Consider the following 17,306-nt stretch of genomic DNA (forward strand, 5'->3'; position numbering starts at 1 on the left):
TTGTTTTTCCTTAAAATGCTCTTAAATATTCAGTACAGTGTATTTAAAGTAAAGAGTGCTAAGAGTAAGCACTCTTTACTTTGTAAATCTTTTCAGTGGATTAGTCTTTATTACCAATTTTAAATGAGTTGATGTAGCTAATAGGATCTTTACCGTCGTATTTGTTACCATCAATAAAGTCTGTAGTTGCTGGCTTGTATCCGTCTGTAGTAGGAATATCACTTGCAGGAATTTTACCTTCGCTCACTAGAATTTCAGCAGCTTTTTTCCAAATATCAGGTCTGTAAATTTCTTTTGCTTTTTCTGCATACCATTCAGCTGGTTTGGTTTCTGGAATTTGTCCCCATCTTCTCATTTGAGTTAAAAACCACACAGCATCAGAGTAGAATGGGTATGTTGCGTTGTAGCGATAGAATACGTTAAAGTCTGGCATTTCACGTTTGTCTCCTTTTTCAAATTCAAAAGTACCTGTCATAGAGTTAGCTAATACAGTTTCATCAGCACCTACATATTGAGGCATTGATAATATTTTTACCGCTTCTGTTCTGTTCCCAGGAGCATCTAACCATTGTCCAGCTCTAATTAAGGCCTTGGTTACGGCTACAGCAGTGTTAGGGTTTTCTTCAACAAATTTTTTGGTCATAACAAATACTTTTTCCGGATTGTTTTTCCAAATATCGTAGTTGGTTGTTACAGGTACTCCAATACCTTTGGCAACAGCCTGTTGGTTCCAAGGTTCACCTACACAGTATCCGTAAATAGTTCCTGCTTCTAGTGTAGCTGGCATTTGTGGTGGAGGTGTTACAGACAATAAAACATCTGCATCAATTTGCCCTTGAATATTGTCAGCTGAATACATTCCAGGATTTATTCCTGCTGCTGCTAACCAGTATCTTATTTCGTAGTTGTGAGTAGATACAGGAAATACCATACCCATTTTAAAAGGTTTTCCTTCGTTTTTGTATTCAGTAATTACAGGTTTTAAGGCATCAGCGCTAATTGGGTGAATAGGTTTTCCGCTATCGTCTTTTTTAACATGAGGTTTCATTCCTTCCCAAACTTTATTAGAAACAGTAATTCCGTTTCCGTTTAAGTCCATAGAGAATGGAGTTACTAATGCTGCTTGACGTCCAAAACCAGCTCCAGCTGCAATAGGTTGTCCTGCTAACATATGTGATCCGTCTAATTGTCCATCAATAACACGGTCTAAAATATTTTTCCAGTTAGATTGTGCTTCTACAGAAACAAATAAGCCTTCATCTTCAAAAAATCCTTTTTCTTTTGCGATGGCTAGGGGGGCCATATCTGTTAACTTAATAAATCCAAAAGTTAATTGAGGTTTTTCAATTTCTAAACTTGTAGTAGCTGGGGCTGGAGTAGCTGCTTCTGTTGTTTTACTTTCTTTTTTCTTACTTCCGCATGATGTAAGCAGAATTGCTGCTGCAAACAATGTAGAGGCTTTTAAAAATGTGAGTTTCATATAAAGTGATTTTTAGTTAATTACGTATTGGTACTTGTTTTTGATAAAGATATATACGTATTTTGTTTACGTAGTTGCGGATTTATCACTTCAGTATGAGTTTTTAAACACAAAAAAAACTGCTCAAGAGCAGTTTTTTGTTTGATAGACTAAGTATTACGTAGTTTAACTATCTAAGAAGAAATTGTGTTCAGATATTTCTTTCTTTAGTTTTTTTACATCAAGTATTTTGATGAGTTTTGATTTTGTAAATATTAGATCTTCTTTTTTAAGGGCGGAAAGAATACGTATAACTTGTTCATCTGTAGTTCCTGCATAGTCAGCCAGCTCTTTTCTAGATAATTCTAAACCTAATGTTCCATCTTCTGAGTTCCCAAATTTTCTATATATATATAAGAGCATATCAATTACTTTTTCTCTTACAGTCATTTGAGACATGGTTTTTACTTTAGTTTCGCTTCTGTTTAGTTCTTCTGCATAAAATTGCATAAAATCAAAAGTTACTTTTGGCTCTGCAAGTAAAATTTCTTTTAATAAAGAGGTAGAAAAGTTACATAGTATCGTATCTTCTATGGCTGTTGCTCCAATTTTGTAGGTTTCTCCCATACCAAATCCACGATGACCTATAACTTCACTGTCTTTAGATAGTCTAAGTATTTGTTCTTTTCCGTTGTAACCTGTTTTTATCACTTTTACTTTTCCGCTATATATAAAGTATAAACCGTTAACAGGAGCTCCTTCCATTATAAATTGCCTAGATTTTTTACACTGAATAGTGTGTTTTTGGTTGGTAATCTCAGGATTAAGGTTGTTAATATGTACTAGGTTTTTCTTAATTAAGCACTTTTGATTGGTGCATTCAGAACAGCTGTAATTCATTTTTCTACGTATTTAAGTAACAAATATACTTATAAATTTTGTTAATCTAAGTATTACTACGTATATTTGCATTGTAGTACAAAGTAAAACAAACTTCTTTATATATGAAAACAATTTTAGTAATAGGTAACGGAATGGTAGGTTATAAGTTTTGTGAAAAGCTTATGGCTAAAACTAAAAGAGGTGATTATAAGGTGATTGTGTTTGGTGAAGAGCCAAGACCAGCTTATGACAGAGTTCACTTGAGTGAGTATTTTGCAGATAAAGATGCAGAGCGTTTAAGTATGGCTCCTAGAGAATGGTACGAAGAACACGGAATAGAATTGATTACTAATGAGCGTGTTACAGATATTCATAGAGGGTCTAAAACAATAACCACCATTAGTGATGCTGAATATACGTATGATTACTTGATTTTAGCAACAGGATCTTCTGCTTTTGTGCCTCCAATTCCAGGAGTAGAAAAAGAGGGAGTGTTTGTGTATAGAACCATAGAGGACTTAGATGCCACAATGGCTTATGTAGAAAAGATAAAATCGGAAGGAACTCCTAAAAGAGCTGCTATTCTTGGTGGTGGATTGTTAGGTTTGGAAGCGGGTAAGGCTATTTTGGATATGGGATTGTCTGCTTCGGTAGTTGAATTTGCTCCTAGATTAATGCCGAGACAATTAGATAATGATGCAAGTAAGGTTTTACAACGAAAGTTAGAAGATTTAGGAATAGAAATTTTATTAAACAGAGGGACTCAAAATATTGAAGGAGATAAGGCAATTACAGGAATGAAGTTTTCTGAAGAAGAAACCTTACCTGTAGATATGTTGTTGGTTTCTGCAGGTATTCGTCCAAGAGATGAGTTGGCTAAAACATGTGGTTTAGAAGTGGGAACTCGTGGAGGGATTTTGGTTTCTAATGATATGAAAACTTCTGATGATAGTATTTATGCTATTGGAGAATGTGCTTTGTTAAATCAAATGATATATGGTTTGGTGGCTCCAGGATATGATATGGCTGGTGTTGCTGTAGATAACATTTTAGGAGGTGAGGCTTTAATGCCAACTTCTATAGATATGTCTACCAAACTTAAATTAAGTGGTATTGATGTAGCTAGTTTTGGTGATGCGTTAAATGAAGCCAAAGAAAGTGAGTCTATTGTGTATGAAAATAAGTTTCAAGGGATTTATAAGAAAATCAATGTCTCTAAAGATGGTAAAAAATTATTAGGAGGAATTTTGGTGGGAGATGCTTCTGATTACAATATGTTGCATCAAATTTTCTTAAACGGAATGGCAATTCCTGAAAACCCTGAAGATTTAATTTTAGGAGCAAGAGGTGGAGAAGAAGCTTCGTTTGGATCTGCGTTAGATTTACCAGATACTGCTGTAGTTTGTTCTTGTGAGGCGGTGACCAAAGGAGCTATTTGTTGCAAAGTAGAAGAAGGAGTTACTACCTTAAAAGGAATTGCAGCAGAAACCAAAGCAACTACTGGTTGTGGTGGGTGTAAGCCAATGGTTACAGACTTAATTAACGAAACTTTAAAAGCACAAGGGGTTACTGTTAAAGAAACTGTTTGTGAACACTTTGATTATTCTCGTCAAGAATTATATGATATTGTAAAGTTAAAAGGAATTAAAACTTATGATGAGTTGTTAGCATCTTATGGTAAGGGTAAATTGGGTTGTGAAACTTGTAAACCAGTGGCAGCATCTTTATTTGCAAGTATTTATGCGGATACAGGTAATGATCATAATGTAATTCAAGATTCTAACGATAAATTTTTAGCAAACATTCAGCGTAATGGAACTTATTCTGTAGTGCCTAGAGTTGCAGGAGGTGAAATTACACCAGAACAACTAATTGTTTTAGGGCAAATAGGTAAGAAATACGATTTATATACAAAAATTACAGGTGGTGCTCGTATTGACTTTTTTGGAGCGGAGTTGCATGAATTGCCATTAATTTGGAAAGATTTAATTGATGCAGGTTTCGAATCAGGACATGCGTACGGTAAATCTTTACGTACGGTAAAATCTTGTGTAGGTTCTACATGGTGTCGTTATGGTATGGATGAATCAGTATCTTTTGCAATAGAAATAGAAAACAGGTACAAAGGATTGCGTTCGCCACATAAAATTAAAGGTGGAGTTTCAGGATGTATTCGTGAATGTGCAGAGGCTAGAGGAAAAGATTTTGGAATTATAGCCGTAGAAGGTGGATGGAATTTATACATAGGTGGAAATGGAGGAGCTACTCCTAGACATGCAGAGTTATTGGCAGAAAAAATTACCAACGAAGAAGTAATTAGATATACGGACCGTTTCCTAATGTATTACATTAAAACAGCTGGACCTTTGGTTAGAACGGCTGCTTGGTTAGATAAAATAGAAGGTGGGGTAGAACATGTAAAAGATGTGGTGATTAATGATTCTTTAGGATTGTGTGATCAATTAGATCAAGATATGGCAGGTTTGGTAGATGCTTACAAATGTGAGTGGAAAGAAGCTATTGAAAATATTGATGAGCAAAACAATCGTTTTATGCATTTTGTAAACTCAGAAGAAAGTGATGAAACAATTGAGTTTGTGTCTTTAAGAGATCAAAAAATGCCAAAACAGTGGTCTTAATCCTTAACGCTTAAAATTTTAAAAAAATGAATTCAATTTTAGAACAATATAAAACATTACCAGAATCAGAAGTAACTACGTGGTTCAAAGCAGCTCCTGTAACTAAATTCCCAGAAAACGGAGGGGCTTGTGTAAAGGTAGATAACAAACAAATAGCGGTATTTAATTTTACGGCAGAAGGAAAATGGTATGCATCTCAAAATGTATGTCCTCATAAAATGGAAATGGTATTATCTAGAGGAATGATAGGAGAAGATTGTGGAACTCCTAAAATTGCGTGTCCATTGCATAAAAAAACATTTTCTCTTGAAACAGGAGAGAGTTTAAACGGAGAAGCTTATTCAATTGCTGTATATCCAGTAAAAATTAAGGACGGATTCGTATATATAGGTACTCATTAGTAAAATTATGTTTTATTAATAAGTTTGTTTTATACTCAACTAAGCTCGATGTTTACATCGGGCTTTTTTTTCTGTTCTAGAATATCAGTTGGATTCGTATATTTGTTTTTATGTTATCAAAGAAAACAAAATACGGTATCAAAGCATTAACTTATTTGGCAAGAACAAATAAGGATTGTCCGGTACAAATTTCAGAAATTGCTACGCACGAAAATATATCGATTAAATTTTTAGAACGAATTCTTTTAGAGCTTAGAAAAGCAGGAGTGCTAGATTCTAAAAAAGGAAAAGGAGGTGGGTATTTCTTAGCTCGTTTGCCAAAGGATATTCCAATGACAGATATTATTCGTACGTTAGAAGGACCTATTGCTATGGTGCCATGCGTGTCTTTAAATTTTTATAAAAAATGTGATGATTGCAAAAGCGAAGAAGTTTGTGCAGTAAATAAATTAATGATTCAAGTAAGAGATAGCTCTTTGCAAGTTTTTAGAAATACATCATTACAAGATTTAATTAATTATTAACTATGGCATATATAAAAGTGTTTTCGGGAAGTGTGGTTAAAGTACAACATGTAAAGCAATCTTTAGAAGAGCAAGGAATTTATCCTGTAACTAAAGATCATTTTGCATCAGCAAGTATTGCGGGTTTTGGATCACCCATGTCAGATTATCAAGAGCTTTTTGTTCATTCAGATGAAGAAATAAAAGCCCAAAAAATTATTTTATCTCTTTAGTTTGCTAAGTTTTTCTAGTGTAGAAACACTTTCTGATTTTTATTACCCTACTAATTTTGTAGATTTTTATGTTTTTTGTTGTGAGCATGTAATAAAAACTATATCTTTGCGACCTACTTGTTATAATTTCCTACTTACTGGGTAGGGTAATGAGTAAGAGTATAAAAAATAAGAATGATAACAGATAAGATTTTAGGGAATAAATCAGATGCGAGTTTTAAAGAATCTACGTCATCAGATAAACCTATTCGCAGTGTGGTTAAAGCTGTGAGTTGGAGAATTGTTGGAACTTTAGATACTTTGCTAGTATCGTGGTATGCAACAGGAAATCTTACCATGGCATCATCTATAGCATCAATTGATTTTGTAACCAAAATGATATTGTACTTTTTTCATGAACGTGCGTGGAACGCAATAAAATGGGGTAAAAATGAGTAAAAAATATACAGATGAGCAAATTGCTCAATTCAATCAAGAGTTAAAAGGAAAAACACCAGCAGAAATAGTTACTTGGGCTATTATTCAAGCAAAAAAGCCGGTGATAACCACTAACTTTAGACCTTATGAGGGAGCAATACTTCATGTAGTAACTAAAGTAAAGCCAGAAATAGATGTTATTTGGTGCGATACTGGATATAATACTCGTAATACTTACAAGCATGCAGAAGAGCTAATTAAGTTGTTAGGATTGAATATAGATTTGTATGTCCCAAAACAAACTTCAGCTCATAGAGATGCTGTAATGGGGATTCCTCAAATTGAGGATCCAATGCACAAAGTATTTACAGAACAAGTAAAGCTAGAGCCTTTTAAAAGAGCTATGGAAGTACATCAACCAGATGTTTGGTTCACAAATTTAAGAAAAGGACAAACTGCTTTTAGAGATTCTATAGAAGTGGTATCACAAGATGCAAATGGAGTGTTAAAAGTAAGCCCATTTTATGATTATTCCGATGAGCAATTAGATGCATATTTAGAAGAAAATAACATTCCAAACGAACACAAGTACTTTGACCCAACCAAAGTGTTAGGGAACAGAGAATGTGGATTGCATAACTAGTAATGAGTACAGAGTAGTTAGTACAAAGTATTAAGTAGTCTGTGTTGAGAAAAATAAATAATACGTAGCAATAGTAGTCTATGTACTTTGTACTAACTACTAAATACTAAATAAAAAAATGAACGAATTAAGAGTAAATACATTAGAAAGCGAAGCAATTTACATTTTAAGAGAAGTTGCCGCGCAATTTGAAAAACCAGTATTGTTATTCTCTGGAGGAAAAGATTCTATTACCTTGGTAAGATTGGCTCAAAAAGCATTTTGGCCAGCTAAAATTCCTTTTCCGTTTTTACACGTAGATACAGGTCATAACTTTCCAGAAACGATTGAGTTTAGAGATCGTTTGGCAAAAGAATTAGGAATTGAGTTGATTGTACGTAATGTACAAGACAATATTGATGCAGGTAAGGTTGTAGAAGAAACAGGGAAATATGCTTCTCGTAACATGTTGCAAACAGAAACGTTGTTAGATGCTATTGAAGAATTTGGTTTTGATGCTTGTATTGGAGGTGCTCGTAGAGACGAAGAAAAAGCAAGAGCTAAAGAACGTATTTTTTCAGTTCGTTCAGATTTTGGAGAATGGGATGAAAAAAACCAAAGACCAGAGTTGTTTGATTTGTTAAACGGAAAAATAGAATTAGGACAAAACGTACGTTGTTTCCCTATTTCTAACTGGACAGAGTTGGATGTTTGGTCTTATATAGAAAAAGAAAATATAGAAATTCCATCAATCTATTTTGCACACAAACGTAAAGTGTTCTTAAGAGATGGTATGATTTGGTCTGCTGAAGATGAGGTAGTTTACCGTGAAAAAGATGAAGAGGTAAAAGAAATGATGGTGCGTTTTAGAACCGTTGGAGACATGAGCTGTACAGCAGCCGTTTTATCTGATGCCGTTTCTATTTCCAAAGTAGTACAAGAAATTAGAGATTCTTCTATTTCTGAACGTGGGGCTCGTATTGATGATAAAAGATCAGAAGCTGCCATGGAAAAACGTAAACAACAAGGGTACTTCTAAAAGTACTGAGTACTTGGTATAAAGTACAAAGTAGATATAAACACATAAAGTACGAAGCAACTGTAAACTTAATACTCAGTACTGACTACTTAATACTATAAAATTAAAAAACACATAAAGTACATATAGCCACTGAAACTTAATACTCAGTACTCAGTACTTAATACTATAAGTAAAATGGAAGTTTTAAAAATAGCAACAGCAGGAAGTGTAGATGACGGAAAAAGTACGTTAATTGGACGTATTTTGTATGACACACGTTCTTTAACAGACGATAAACTAGAAGCAATAGAGCGCACCAGTAAGCAAAAAGGGTTTGATTATTTAGATTTTTCTTTGGCTACAGATGGTTTGGTTGCAGAAAGAGAACAAGGAATTACAATTGATGTAGCTCATATTTACTTTTCAACAGCAAAGAAAAGTTACATTATTGCAGATACTCCAGGACATGTAGAATATACTCGTAACATGGTTACAGGTGCATCTACATCACAAGCGGCTATTATTTTAGTAGATGCTCGTAACGGAGTCATAGAACAAACGTACCGTCACTTTTTTATCAATAATTTATTAAAGGTAAAAGATATTATTGTGGCTGTTAATAAAATGGACTTGGTAGATTTTGCTCAAGATAAATTTGAAGCTATCAAAGCAGAAATTACAGATTTGGCAAAAAGAGCAGGTTCTACACAAAACATCACTTTTATTCCCGTATCAGCATTGCAAGGAGACAATGTGGTAGATGCATCAGAACACACACCTTGGTACAATGGAACTACGTTGTTAGCGCATTTAGAAGCATTAGAAGCCCAAGACGTGTACGAAGAATCTGTAGCTCGTTTACCAGTGCAAACAGTAATTCGTCCTAAAACAGATCAGTTTCATGATTTTAGAGGATATGCAGGAAAATTATACGGAGGTAGTTTGGCTGTTGGAGATGAGGTAACCGTATTGCCATCAAAAACAGTATCTAAAATTAAAGATATTTACTTTTTCGATAAAACCTATAGTGTTGCAGAAAGAGGAACTTCAATCAACGTAACTTTAGAAAACGACATCAATATTTCTCGTGGAGATATTATTGTAAAAGCTTCTGAATTACCAAGAGAGACAAAACAATTACAAGCTAAGGTTTGTTGGATGGATACGACCAACCTAGTAGTAGGTAAAAAATATTTATTACAACAAGGTGCAAATGTAATTGCTGCAAAAGTAGCAACTATAGATGCAGTAATTGCAACAGATTTTTCTGGAGAATCTGCAGCAACGGAATTAAAAATCAATGAAATCGGAAAAGTATCATTTAAACTAGCCAAAACATTGTTTTATGATACGTATGCAGAAAACAAAACAACAGGTTCTTTTATTTTAATAGATCCTCAAACAAACAATACATCAGGAGCTGGATTTATTCAGTAACAAAAGTACCAAGTACATAGTATTGAGTACTGAGTTGATGGTGCTTGATTTAAAAAATGAAATATTAATAAAACAAGTTTTAAAGTTTTAAAAATTAGTAAAAGCAAATCTTTTTACTTAATACTTAATACTTTGGACTACAAAAACAAAGTTTTTGACCATGCAAAGTTTTAGATCAGAAATAGAAAACCCTATTGTTCAAAAAGATATTATTGAATTAGGAGATAAAATTCAACAGTTTTACGATGGTAAAATTGATGAAGAAAAGTTTAGAAGTTTACGTTTAGCACGTGGAGTATACGGTCAACGTCAGTTTGGTGTACAAATGATTCGTATTAAATTACCATACGGAAAAGTAACTTCTGACCAATTATTAAGAATATGTGATGTTTCTGAGGAATACTCAAGAGGACGTTTGCATATTACTACTCGTCAAGATATTCAAATTCACTACGTAAGTTTAGACAGAACTCCAGAATTATGGGCAGAGCTAGAAAAAAGTGATGTGACTATTCGTGAAGCTTGTGGAAACGCAGTACGTAACGTTACAGCATCACCAGATGCAGGTATCAACCCAGAAGAACCATTTGATGTTTCTCCATATGCACATGCTGTATTTAAGTTCTTTTTACGTAACCCAATTTGTCAAGAATTAGGACGTAAATTCAAAGTTTCTTTTTCATCAGCAGATGATGATTCAGCGTTGTCTTACATGCATGATATCGGTTTTATTGCTAAAATAAAAGTAGTAGACGGAAAACCTGTATTCGGATTTAAAGTAATGTTGGCAGGAGGATTAGGTTCTCAACCTCGTTTGGCCGATGTAGCTCACGAATTTTTAGAAACAGATAAAATAATTCCTTACATGGAATCTATTTTACGTGTGTTTGATAGATACGGAGAACGTTCTAAAAGAGCAAAAGCACGTTTAAAATTCTTAGTTAAAGATTTAGGATTAGAAGCTTTTAACGAGTTGGTTGCTAAAGAACAATTAGCATTGTCTAATCAATCTGTTGTTATTTCTACAGAAGGATTTGATAACAATCCAGATCTATCAGGAATTGTAGCTCCAGAAGTTACTATTGATGATGTAGAAGCTTATGAAGCATGGAAAGCAAGCAATGTTTTTGCTCAAAAGCAACAAGGATTGTTTGCCATTGGAATTAAAGTAAATATTGGAGATTTCTATTTGCCAGAAGCAAGAGCTTTGGCTGCTTTAATTAAAGAGTATGCTGCAGATGAATTAAGATTTACCTTACGTCAAAATATATTAGTACGTCACGTACGCGAAGATTTATTACCATTCTTTTACACCAAATTAAAAGAATTAGGATTTACAGATTTAGGATACGAATCTATTGTAGATGTTACAGCATGTCCAGGAACAGATACTTGTAACTTAGGAATTGCCTCTTCTACAGGAGCAGCAGTTGAATTAGGTAGAGTGTTAAGAGCAGAGTATCCAGAATTTGCAAACGATTCTGATTTGGTGATTAAAATTTCTGGATGCATGAATGCTTGTGGTCAACACAACTTATGTAACATTGGGTTCCAAGGAATGTCTGTAAAAGCAGGTAAATATGTAGCTCCAGCTTTACAAGTGTTATTAGGAGGAGGAACTTTAGGAAATGGAGAAGCAAGAATTGCAGATAAAGTAATTAAAGTACCATCTAAAAGAGGACCAGAAGCGTTAAGGTTAATCTTAAATGATTATATAGAAAACTCTGGAGGTGTAGATTTTATTGAGTATTACGAATCTCAAGGAGGTCAAAAATATTTCTACGATTTCTTAAAGCCATTGTCTAGTACAGATGATTTAGAAGAATCTGACTTTATTGACTGGGGGAACGAAGAAAAGTACGAAAAAGCAGTAGGAGTTGGAGAATGTGCTGGTGTTGTTATTGATTTAGTGGCTACTTTATTGTACGACTCTAAAGAAAAGTTAAACAACGCAAAAGAAACGTTTGAAGCAGGTAAATTAAGCGATGCTATTTATTTTGCATATAGTTCAATGGTACATACTGCTAAAGCAATTTTAACAGCAGAAGGAACAAAAACCAACACTCACAATAAAATTATTTCTGATTTTAACGAGATTTTTGTGCAAGGAGGAAAAATTGATTTAGGAACTGATTTTGAATCATTCATTTATCAAATTAACCAAAACGCACAATCTGAAGCTTTTGCTAAGAGTTATATTGCAGATGCTGAAAAATTCTACGGATTGGTAGATGCTTACAGACAAGCTGAGTTGGCAGAATAATTACAATAATAAAGAAGTAAGATTGAAGATTTAATTAATTTTGAATCTTCAATCTTAAAACAAAAATAATGAGTAAAGGGAAATTAACATTAGTAGGAGCAGGACCTGGAGATCCGGAACTAATTACGCTAAAAGGAGTAAGAGCTCTAAAAGAGGCTGATGTTGTTTTGTATGATGCTTTGGCTAATGAAGAATTGCTAAAGTATTCAGAAAATGCAGAGAAAATCTTTGTTGGAAAACGAAGAGGAATGCACAAATTTATTCAAGAAAAAATACAAGAATTAATTGTAGAGCACGCATCACAAGGAAAACATGTGGTAAGACTAAAAGGAGGAGATCCTTTTATTTTTGGTCGTGGTGCAGAAGAATTAAAATATGTATTAGAAAAAGGGATTGATTTTGAAATAGTATCAGGAGTAACCTCTGCTATTGCTGCACCTGCTAGTTATGGAATTTCATTAACACAAAGAGGAGTAAACGAAAGTTTTAGAGTCATTACTGGAACTACTTCAGATTTAGAGTTGAGTAACGATATTGAAGCAGCAGCAAAATCTAACGTAACCATTGTGGTTTTAATGGGAATGAGCAAGTTAGAAAAAATTGTAAATGCGTTTATCAAGCAAGGTAAAATCAACATTCCTGTAGCTATTATAGAAAACGGAACCAAAGATATAGAGCGTTTAGCTATTGGTAACATTAGTACTATTTTAGAAATCATCAACCAAAAAGGACTAACCAATCCGTCTATGATTGTAATTGGTGAAACCGTAAAAGAAAGCGAAGTATTGTATACTTACTTGTTAAATAAAAAAGGACAAACATTGTAATGGAAAAAAATCAATTATATCCGGTTTTCTTAAAAGTTACAGCACTAAATACATTAATTGTAGGTGGAGGAAATGTTGCTTTAGAAAAATTGTCTTTTTTATTAAAATCTAGTCCAGATGCTAAGGTAACCATGATTTCTCCTTTTTATAGAGAAGAAACCATTGCCAAGGCAAATGAAGGAAAAGTAAGAATGGTTGTAGGAAAGTACGATGCTAGTATGTTAGAAGGAAAACATATAGTAATTGCAACGACTGATGTGCCAGAAGTAAACTTAAAAGTTTACAACGACTGTAAAGAACGCGCTATTTTGGTGAATTTGGCAGACAACCCTCCGTATTGCGATTTTTATATGGGTGGAATTGTAACCAAAGGAAATGTAAAAATTGGAATTTCTACTAACGGAAAATCTCCAACCATGGCCAAACGTTTACGTCAGTTTTTTGAATCTGTATTGCCAGAAAATATTGATGATTTGGCCGAGTATTTAAATAAATACCGAGATACCATTAAAGGAGACTTTGAAGAAAAAGTTGAAAAAATGAACGAGTTTACCAAAGGATTGGTAGCAGACGTTAAAAAGAAGATAAAAGAATAAAAGTAAAGCGGTTAATTGAATAATTATTCTCATTTTTGCAACCGTTATTTAAAACGATAATAAATAAAAAAGTAAGATAATGATTAAAACAGATATCTTAATCATCGGAGCAGGACCAGTGGGTATGTTTGCGGTATTTGAAGCAGGTTTGTTAAAGTTGCACTGTCACTTAATTGATGCATTGCCTCAACCAGGAGGACAATGTTCTGAGATTTATCCAAAAAAACCAATTTATGACATTCCAGCTTACCCAGAAGTATTAGCAGGAGATTTGATTGATAATTTAGCAGAGCAAATTAAACCATTTGAACCAGGATATACCTTAGGAGAAAGAGCTGAAACTATTGAGAAATTAGAAGACGGAACTTTTAAAGTTGTTACTAATAAAGGAACAGAGCACTACGCTCCAACTGTATTTATAGCTGGAGGATTAGGTTCTTTTGAACCACGTAAGCCACCTATTAAAGAGTTGGTAGATTTTGAAGACAAAGGAGTGGAGTACATTATTCGTGATCCAGAATTTTACCGTAACAAACGTGTGGTAATTTCAGGAGGTGGAGATTCTGCTTTGGATTGGTCTATTTTCTTATCTGATGTTGCTAGCGAAGTATCTTTGGTACACCGTAGAAATGAATTTAGAGGAGCGTTGGATTCAGTAGAAAAAGTAGCTGAATTGTCTAAGGCTGGAAAAATCAACTTAATTACAGATGCTGAGGTAAAAGGAATTAACGGAGATGGAAAGGTAGAATCAGTAATGATTAAGCACAAAACAGAAGGTGAAATAGTTAAAGAATGTGATCACTTTATTCCATTGTTTGGATTGTCTCCAAAATTAGGGCCTATTGCTAATTGGGGATTAGAAATTGAGAAAAATGCCATTGTAGTAAATAATGCATTAGACTACCAAACAAACATTCCTGGAATTTTTGCTATTGGAGATGTAAATACATATCCTGGAAAATTAAAACTAATTTTGTGTGGTTTCCACGAAGCAACTATTGCAGTGCAATATGCATATAACATTATCAACCCTGGAAAGCGTTACGTAATGAAATATACAACTGTAAATGGAGTAGAAGGATTTGATGGAGAAAAGAAAGAAGCTAAGAAAGCTACAGTAAAAAGTATTTAATTATTTTTTATTCAAATATAGAAAACGCTTGAGTCTAATAGATTCAAGCGTTTTTTTGTGAATTGAATACTTGTATTTCTAATAGATTGTTTTAATAATTAAGAGATAGGTTGTATCTTTGCACCTCAATTTTAGGAACATAGTTAATTAAAATTCAGTACAATGTCTGATATTACCATTAAGATTAAAGATAGAGAAGGAGTCGTTCATGAGTTACAAGCTCCTACAGATATGGCTATGAACATTATGGAACTTTGTAAGGCTTATGAATTGCCTGTAGAAGGAACTTGTGGAGGTATGGCTATGTGTGCTTCGTGCCAATGTTATATTTTATCAGACCACGAATTGCCTGAGATGGGTGATGCAGAAGAAGATATGTTAGATCAAGCATTTTATGTAGAAGATAACAGTCGTTTAGGATGCCAATTACCTATTACAGAAGATTTAGACGGATTAGAAATTGAATTAGCTCCAGAAAGTGAAGTTTAATTTTTAAATAAAATAATAAAACAAAAAAGTTCTTCAGTTATTGAAGAACTTTTTTGTTAGTAAAAGGATTATTATTAAAATAGTATCTTTGCAATCCAATTTTTTTGGAAGCTAAAAATAAGAGCATTATGGTGAAAATAGGCAATATAGAATTGAATGACTTTCCGTTGTTGTTAGCTCCTATGGAAGATGTAAGTGATCCTCCATTTAGAGCTTTGTGTAAAGAACAAGGAGCAGATTTGGTATATACAGAGTTTATATCATCAGAAGGGCTCATTAGAGATGCTGCCAAAAGTGTAAAAAAATTGGATATTTATGAAAAAGAACGTCCAGTTGGAATTCAAATTTTTGGAGCTAATTTAGAGTCAATGTTACGTACTGTAGAAATTGTAGAGCAATCTAAACCAGATATTATTGATATCAATTTTGGATGTCCTGTTAAAAAAGTGGTGAGCAAAGGTGCTGGAGCAGGTATTTTAAAAGATATTGATTTAATGGTATCTCTCACCAAAGAAATGGTAAAACATACACACTTGCCGGTTACCGTAAAAACTCGTTTAGGTTGGGATGAAAATTCTATTATGATTGAAGAAGTGGCAGAACGATTACAGGATGTAGGTTGTGCAGCTATTTCTATTCACGGTCGTACGAGAGCTCAAATGTATAAAGGAAATGCAGATTGGACGAGAATTGCAGCGGTAAAAAACAATCCTAGAATGCACATTCCTGTTTTTGGAAATGGAGACGTAAACACTCCAGAACGTGCTATTGAAATGAGAGATGATTATGGATTGGACGGTTGTATGATTGGTAGAGCTTCTATAGGAAATCCGTGGTTTTTTAAAGAAGTAAAACATTTTATGGCCACAGGGGAACATTTACCAATAGCCTCTATTGCAGATAGAGTTGAGGTAGCTAGAAGACATTTAGAAATGGAAATTGCTTGGAAAGAAAACGAAATACAAGCAGTTATGGAAACTCGCAGACACTATGCAAACTACTTTAAAGGAATTAGAAATTTTAAGGAGTATAGAATACGTTTGGTAACCGAAGATTCTGCCCAAGGAGTTTATGATATTATGAATGAAATTGTAGACAAATTTGGAAATATTTCTCAAGAAAGTTTACTACAGAAATAAATTAAAAAAAACACAATCATAATTTTATGATTGTGTTTTTTTATTAAGATCTTCTTTTTATAAAGTTTTCAGAAATTCTACCACTGGCTAATAAACTAGCCAAAGCCCCAAATATAATAATGGTTATACAAACGGTAGCAACGTTTAACCATTCAAAAGCAATAGGATATGCAATGCTAGGGGTAATCATTACAAGTTCAAATTTAATTTGAATAAAAACCAAAGTCATACCTAAAAGCAAACCAATAAACATTCCAACTAAGTTTAATAAAAACCCATAAATGGCAAAAATTCTTCTTACTTTTTGCAATGGAGCTCCCATGTTTATTAAGGTTTTTATGTCTTTCTTTTTATCTACAATAACCATAATAATGGTTCCACTAGTGTTAGATAGTACCATAACAACAACCAATAAAGAAACCAAATAAGCAATTAGTTTTTCGGAATTAAGAATTTTGTAAAAAGAACTGTTCAACTCTTCTCTTTTAGAAATGGTGCAATTGGTTAGGTTGTTTTTTAAGTATTGAATAGTGCTAGTAGCAGAAGAATTGTTAGCCATTACAATATCAATAGAACTAACTTCATTGGTTTGTTTCCCTAATAATTTCTGAGCTAAAATAAGGGGTACATACACATATTTATTTTCTTCTTGGTTTTGATTGGAAATTATACCAATAATTTGTGGTTGAACACTTCTAAAGGCATTTTTAGGATTGGTTATATATCCTTTTCCTGCTTTTGGAACATAGCTAAATAATTTATGAGTATACACATTTACATCTAACTCATTTGCTAACTTAAAACTAGTAACACAACTATTAGTGCTGTTTGCAGCAAACCATTCTCCTATCATAACAGATGTGTCAATAGGAATTACTTTGTTAAACAAACTGTCAACTCCTTTTATATAGGCAATGGTTTCTTTGTCTTTGTTTTTAAAAAAAGCACGATCTTCTAAAATCTTTGTATAATGTATAGCGTTAGGGGTATTGGCTAAAATGTTAAGAAAATTAGCATCTACCAAAAAAGATTTTCCTTGTTTTGGAGTAACCCTAATGTCGGGAGTATGAGTATCTAGAATACTTAAGCTGTAATCTTTAATTCCAGAAAATACAGAAAGTACTATAAAAAGAGCCATTGTACCAGCAACCACACCTAAGCAAGCTAAAATGGTAACAATGTTAATAATATTATTACCACTCTTAGATTTTAAATATCGTTGGGCAATGTATAATGGAAACTTCAA

The 17,306-nt window shown here is 33.5% G+C and carries 17 protein-coding genes; 14 read left to right on the top strand and 3 right to left on the bottom strand.

Annotated features, from left to right (window positions below):
- Window positions 1-100: 100 nt before the first annotated feature.
- Together ACY2IJ_RS12250 and ACY2IJ_RS12255 are read right to left on the bottom strand one after the other, a co-directional pair.
- Window positions 101-1,480, bottom strand: a complete 1,380-nt coding sequence (locus ACY2IJ_RS12250) for a CmpA/NrtA family ABC transporter substrate-binding protein (protein WP_476724639.1) — start codon at window positions 1,478-1,480, stop codon at window positions 101-103.
- Between the two features lie 165 nt (window positions 1,481-1,645).
- Complete coding sequence (locus ACY2IJ_RS12255) at window positions 1,646-2,359, bottom strand: Crp/Fnr family transcriptional regulator (protein ID WP_476724640.1); 714 nt, start codon at window positions 2,357-2,359, stop codon at window positions 1,646-1,648.
- Window positions 2,360-2,463: 104 nt separating this feature from the next.
- Between ACY2IJ_RS12255 and nirB the strand changes: the two genes are divergently transcribed.
- From nirB to dusB, 14 genes are all read left to right on the top strand, one after another.
- Complete coding sequence (gene nirB / locus ACY2IJ_RS12260) at window positions 2,464-4,980, top strand: nitrite reductase large subunit NirB (protein ID WP_476724641.1); 2,517 nt, start codon at window positions 2,464-2,466, stop codon at window positions 4,978-4,980.
- Between the two features lie 26 nt (window positions 4,981-5,006).
- Window positions 5,007-5,381 carry a nitrite reductase small subunit NirD gene (gene nirD / locus ACY2IJ_RS12265; protein ID WP_476724642.1) on the top strand — a complete coding sequence of 125 codons (375 nt, stop codon included), beginning with the start codon at window positions 5,007-5,009 and terminating at the stop codon, window positions 5,379-5,381.
- A gap of 110 nt (window positions 5,382-5,491) precedes the next feature.
- Window positions 5,492-5,905 carry an RrF2 family transcriptional regulator gene (locus ACY2IJ_RS12270; RefSeq protein WP_476724643.1) on the top strand — a complete coding sequence of 138 codons (414 nt, stop codon included), beginning with the start codon at window positions 5,492-5,494 and terminating at the stop codon, window positions 5,903-5,905.
- Window positions 5,906-5,907: 2 nt separating this feature from the next.
- On the top strand, window positions 5,908-6,117 hold the full coding sequence (locus ACY2IJ_RS12275) for a putative signal transducing protein (protein WP_476724644.1): 210 nt from the start codon (window positions 5,908-5,910) through the stop codon (window positions 6,115-6,117).
- 174 nt (window positions 6,118-6,291) lie between these two features.
- On the top strand, window positions 6,292-6,555 hold the full coding sequence (locus ACY2IJ_RS12280; RefSeq protein ID WP_476724645.1) for a DUF2061 domain-containing protein: 264 nt from the start codon (window positions 6,292-6,294) through the stop codon (window positions 6,553-6,555).
- Window positions 6,548-7,177 carry a phosphoadenosine phosphosulfate reductase domain-containing protein gene (locus ACY2IJ_RS12285; protein ID WP_476724646.1) on the top strand — a complete coding sequence of 210 codons (630 nt, stop codon included), beginning with the start codon at window positions 6,548-6,550 and terminating at the stop codon, window positions 7,175-7,177. The genes ACY2IJ_RS12280 and ACY2IJ_RS12285 overlap by 8 nt, the downstream gene beginning before the upstream one ends.
- A gap of 118 nt (window positions 7,178-7,295) precedes the next feature.
- Window positions 7,296-8,195: a sulfate adenylyltransferase subunit CysD gene (cysD, locus tag ACY2IJ_RS12290; protein ID WP_476724647.1), complete on the top strand. Its 900-nt coding sequence runs from the start codon at window positions 7,296-7,298 to the stop codon at window positions 8,193-8,195.
- Window positions 8,196-8,372: 177 nt separating this feature from the next.
- A complete protein-coding gene (locus ACY2IJ_RS12295) occupies window positions 8,373-9,614 on the top strand; it encodes a sulfate adenylyltransferase subunit 1 (protein WP_476724648.1) in 1,242 nt (413 codons plus the stop codon).
- A 160-nt stretch (window positions 9,615-9,774) separates the two neighbouring features.
- Complete coding sequence (locus tag ACY2IJ_RS12300; RefSeq protein ID WP_476724649.1) at window positions 9,775-11,877, top strand: HEPN domain-containing protein; 2,103 nt, start codon at window positions 9,775-9,777, stop codon at window positions 11,875-11,877.
- A gap of 68 nt (window positions 11,878-11,945) precedes the next feature.
- The gene (gene cobA, locus ACY2IJ_RS12305) at window positions 11,946-12,704 is read left to right on the top strand and encodes a uroporphyrinogen-III C-methyltransferase (RefSeq protein WP_476724650.1); all 759 of its coding nucleotides are present in this window, start codon (window positions 11,946-11,948) and stop codon (window positions 12,702-12,704) included.
- Window positions 12,704-13,300, top strand: coding sequence for a precorrin-2 dehydrogenase/sirohydrochlorin ferrochelatase family protein (locus ACY2IJ_RS12310; protein ID WP_476724651.1), 597 nt, complete (start codon window positions 12,704-12,706; stop codon window positions 13,298-13,300). The genes cobA and ACY2IJ_RS12310 overlap by 1 nt, the downstream gene beginning before the upstream one ends.
- Window positions 13,301-13,379: 79 nt before the next feature.
- Window positions 13,380-14,432 carry an NAD(P)/FAD-dependent oxidoreductase gene (locus ACY2IJ_RS12315; RefSeq protein ID WP_476724652.1) on the top strand — a complete coding sequence of 351 codons (1,053 nt, stop codon included), beginning with the start codon at window positions 13,380-13,382 and terminating at the stop codon, window positions 14,430-14,432.
- Between the two features lie 162 nt (window positions 14,433-14,594).
- Window positions 14,595-14,921: a 2Fe-2S iron-sulfur cluster-binding protein gene (locus ACY2IJ_RS12320; protein ID WP_476724653.1), complete on the top strand. Its 327-nt coding sequence runs from the start codon at window positions 14,595-14,597 to the stop codon at window positions 14,919-14,921.
- Window positions 14,922-15,049: 128 nt separating this feature from the next.
- Window positions 15,050-16,060, top strand: a complete 1,011-nt coding sequence (gene dusB, locus ACY2IJ_RS12325) for a tRNA dihydrouridine synthase DusB (protein ID WP_476724654.1) — start codon at window positions 15,050-15,052, stop codon at window positions 16,058-16,060.
- A 43-nt stretch (window positions 16,061-16,103) separates the two neighbouring features.
- Here the strand turns inward: dusB and ACY2IJ_RS12330 are convergent, their stop codons facing one another.
- A complete protein-coding gene (locus ACY2IJ_RS12330) occupies window positions 16,104-17,306 on the bottom strand; it encodes an ABC transporter permease (protein WP_476724655.1) in 1,203 nt (400 codons plus the stop codon).

The sequence above is a fragment of the Wenyingzhuangia gracilariae genome, assembly GCF_056387575.1.

What these genes read in the sequence shown, in the direction of transcription:
- ACY2IJ_RS12300 (WP_476724649.1), top strand. Translation starts at nt 9,775, where the DNA reads ATGCAAAGTTTTAGATCAGAAATAGAAAACCCTATTGTTCAAAAAGAT.
- cobA (WP_476724650.1), top strand. Translation starts at nt 11,946, where the DNA reads ATGAGTAAAGGGAAATTAACATTAGTAGGAGCAGGACCTGGAGATCCG.
- ACY2IJ_RS12310 (WP_476724651.1), top strand. Translation starts at nt 12,704, where the DNA reads ATGGAAAAAAATCAATTATATCCGGTTTTCTTAAAAGTTACAGCACTA.
- ACY2IJ_RS12320 (WP_476724653.1), top strand. Translation starts at nt 14,595, where the DNA reads ATGTCTGATATTACCATTAAGATTAAAGATAGAGAAGGAGTCGTTCAT.
- ACY2IJ_RS12285 (WP_476724646.1), top strand. Translation starts at nt 6,548, where the DNA reads ATGAGTAAAAAATATACAGATGAGCAAATTGCTCAATTCAATCAAGAG.
- ACY2IJ_RS12315 (WP_476724652.1), top strand. Translation starts at nt 13,380, where the DNA reads ATGATTAAAACAGATATCTTAATCATCGGAGCAGGACCAGTGGGTATG.
- ACY2IJ_RS12250 (WP_476724639.1), bottom strand. Translation starts at nt 1,480, where the DNA reads ATGAAACTCACATTTTTAAAAGCCTCTACATTGTTTGCAGCAGCAATT.
- ACY2IJ_RS12295 (WP_476724648.1), top strand. Translation starts at nt 8,373, where the DNA reads ATGGAAGTTTTAAAAATAGCAACAGCAGGAAGTGTAGATGACGGAAAA.
- nirD (WP_476724642.1), top strand. Translation starts at nt 5,007, where the DNA reads ATGAATTCAATTTTAGAACAATATAAAACATTACCAGAATCAGAAGTA.
- cysD (WP_476724647.1), top strand. Translation starts at nt 7,296, where the DNA reads ATGAACGAATTAAGAGTAAATACATTAGAAAGCGAAGCAATTTACATT.
- ACY2IJ_RS12275 (WP_476724644.1), top strand. Translation starts at nt 5,908, where the DNA reads ATGGCATATATAAAAGTGTTTTCGGGAAGTGTGGTTAAAGTACAACAT.
- dusB (WP_476724654.1), top strand. Translation starts at nt 15,050, where the DNA reads ATGGTGAAAATAGGCAATATAGAATTGAATGACTTTCCGTTGTTGTTA.
- nirB (WP_476724641.1), top strand. Translation starts at nt 2,464, where the DNA reads ATGAAAACAATTTTAGTAATAGGTAACGGAATGGTAGGTTATAAGTTT.
- ACY2IJ_RS12280 (WP_476724645.1), top strand. Translation starts at nt 6,292, where the DNA reads ATGATAACAGATAAGATTTTAGGGAATAAATCAGATGCGAGTTTTAAA.
- ACY2IJ_RS12255 (WP_476724640.1), bottom strand. Translation starts at nt 2,359, where the DNA reads ATGAATTACAGCTGTTCTGAATGCACCAATCAAAAGTGCTTAATTAAG.
- ACY2IJ_RS12270 (WP_476724643.1), top strand. Translation starts at nt 5,492, where the DNA reads ATGTTATCAAAGAAAACAAAATACGGTATCAAAGCATTAACTTATTTG.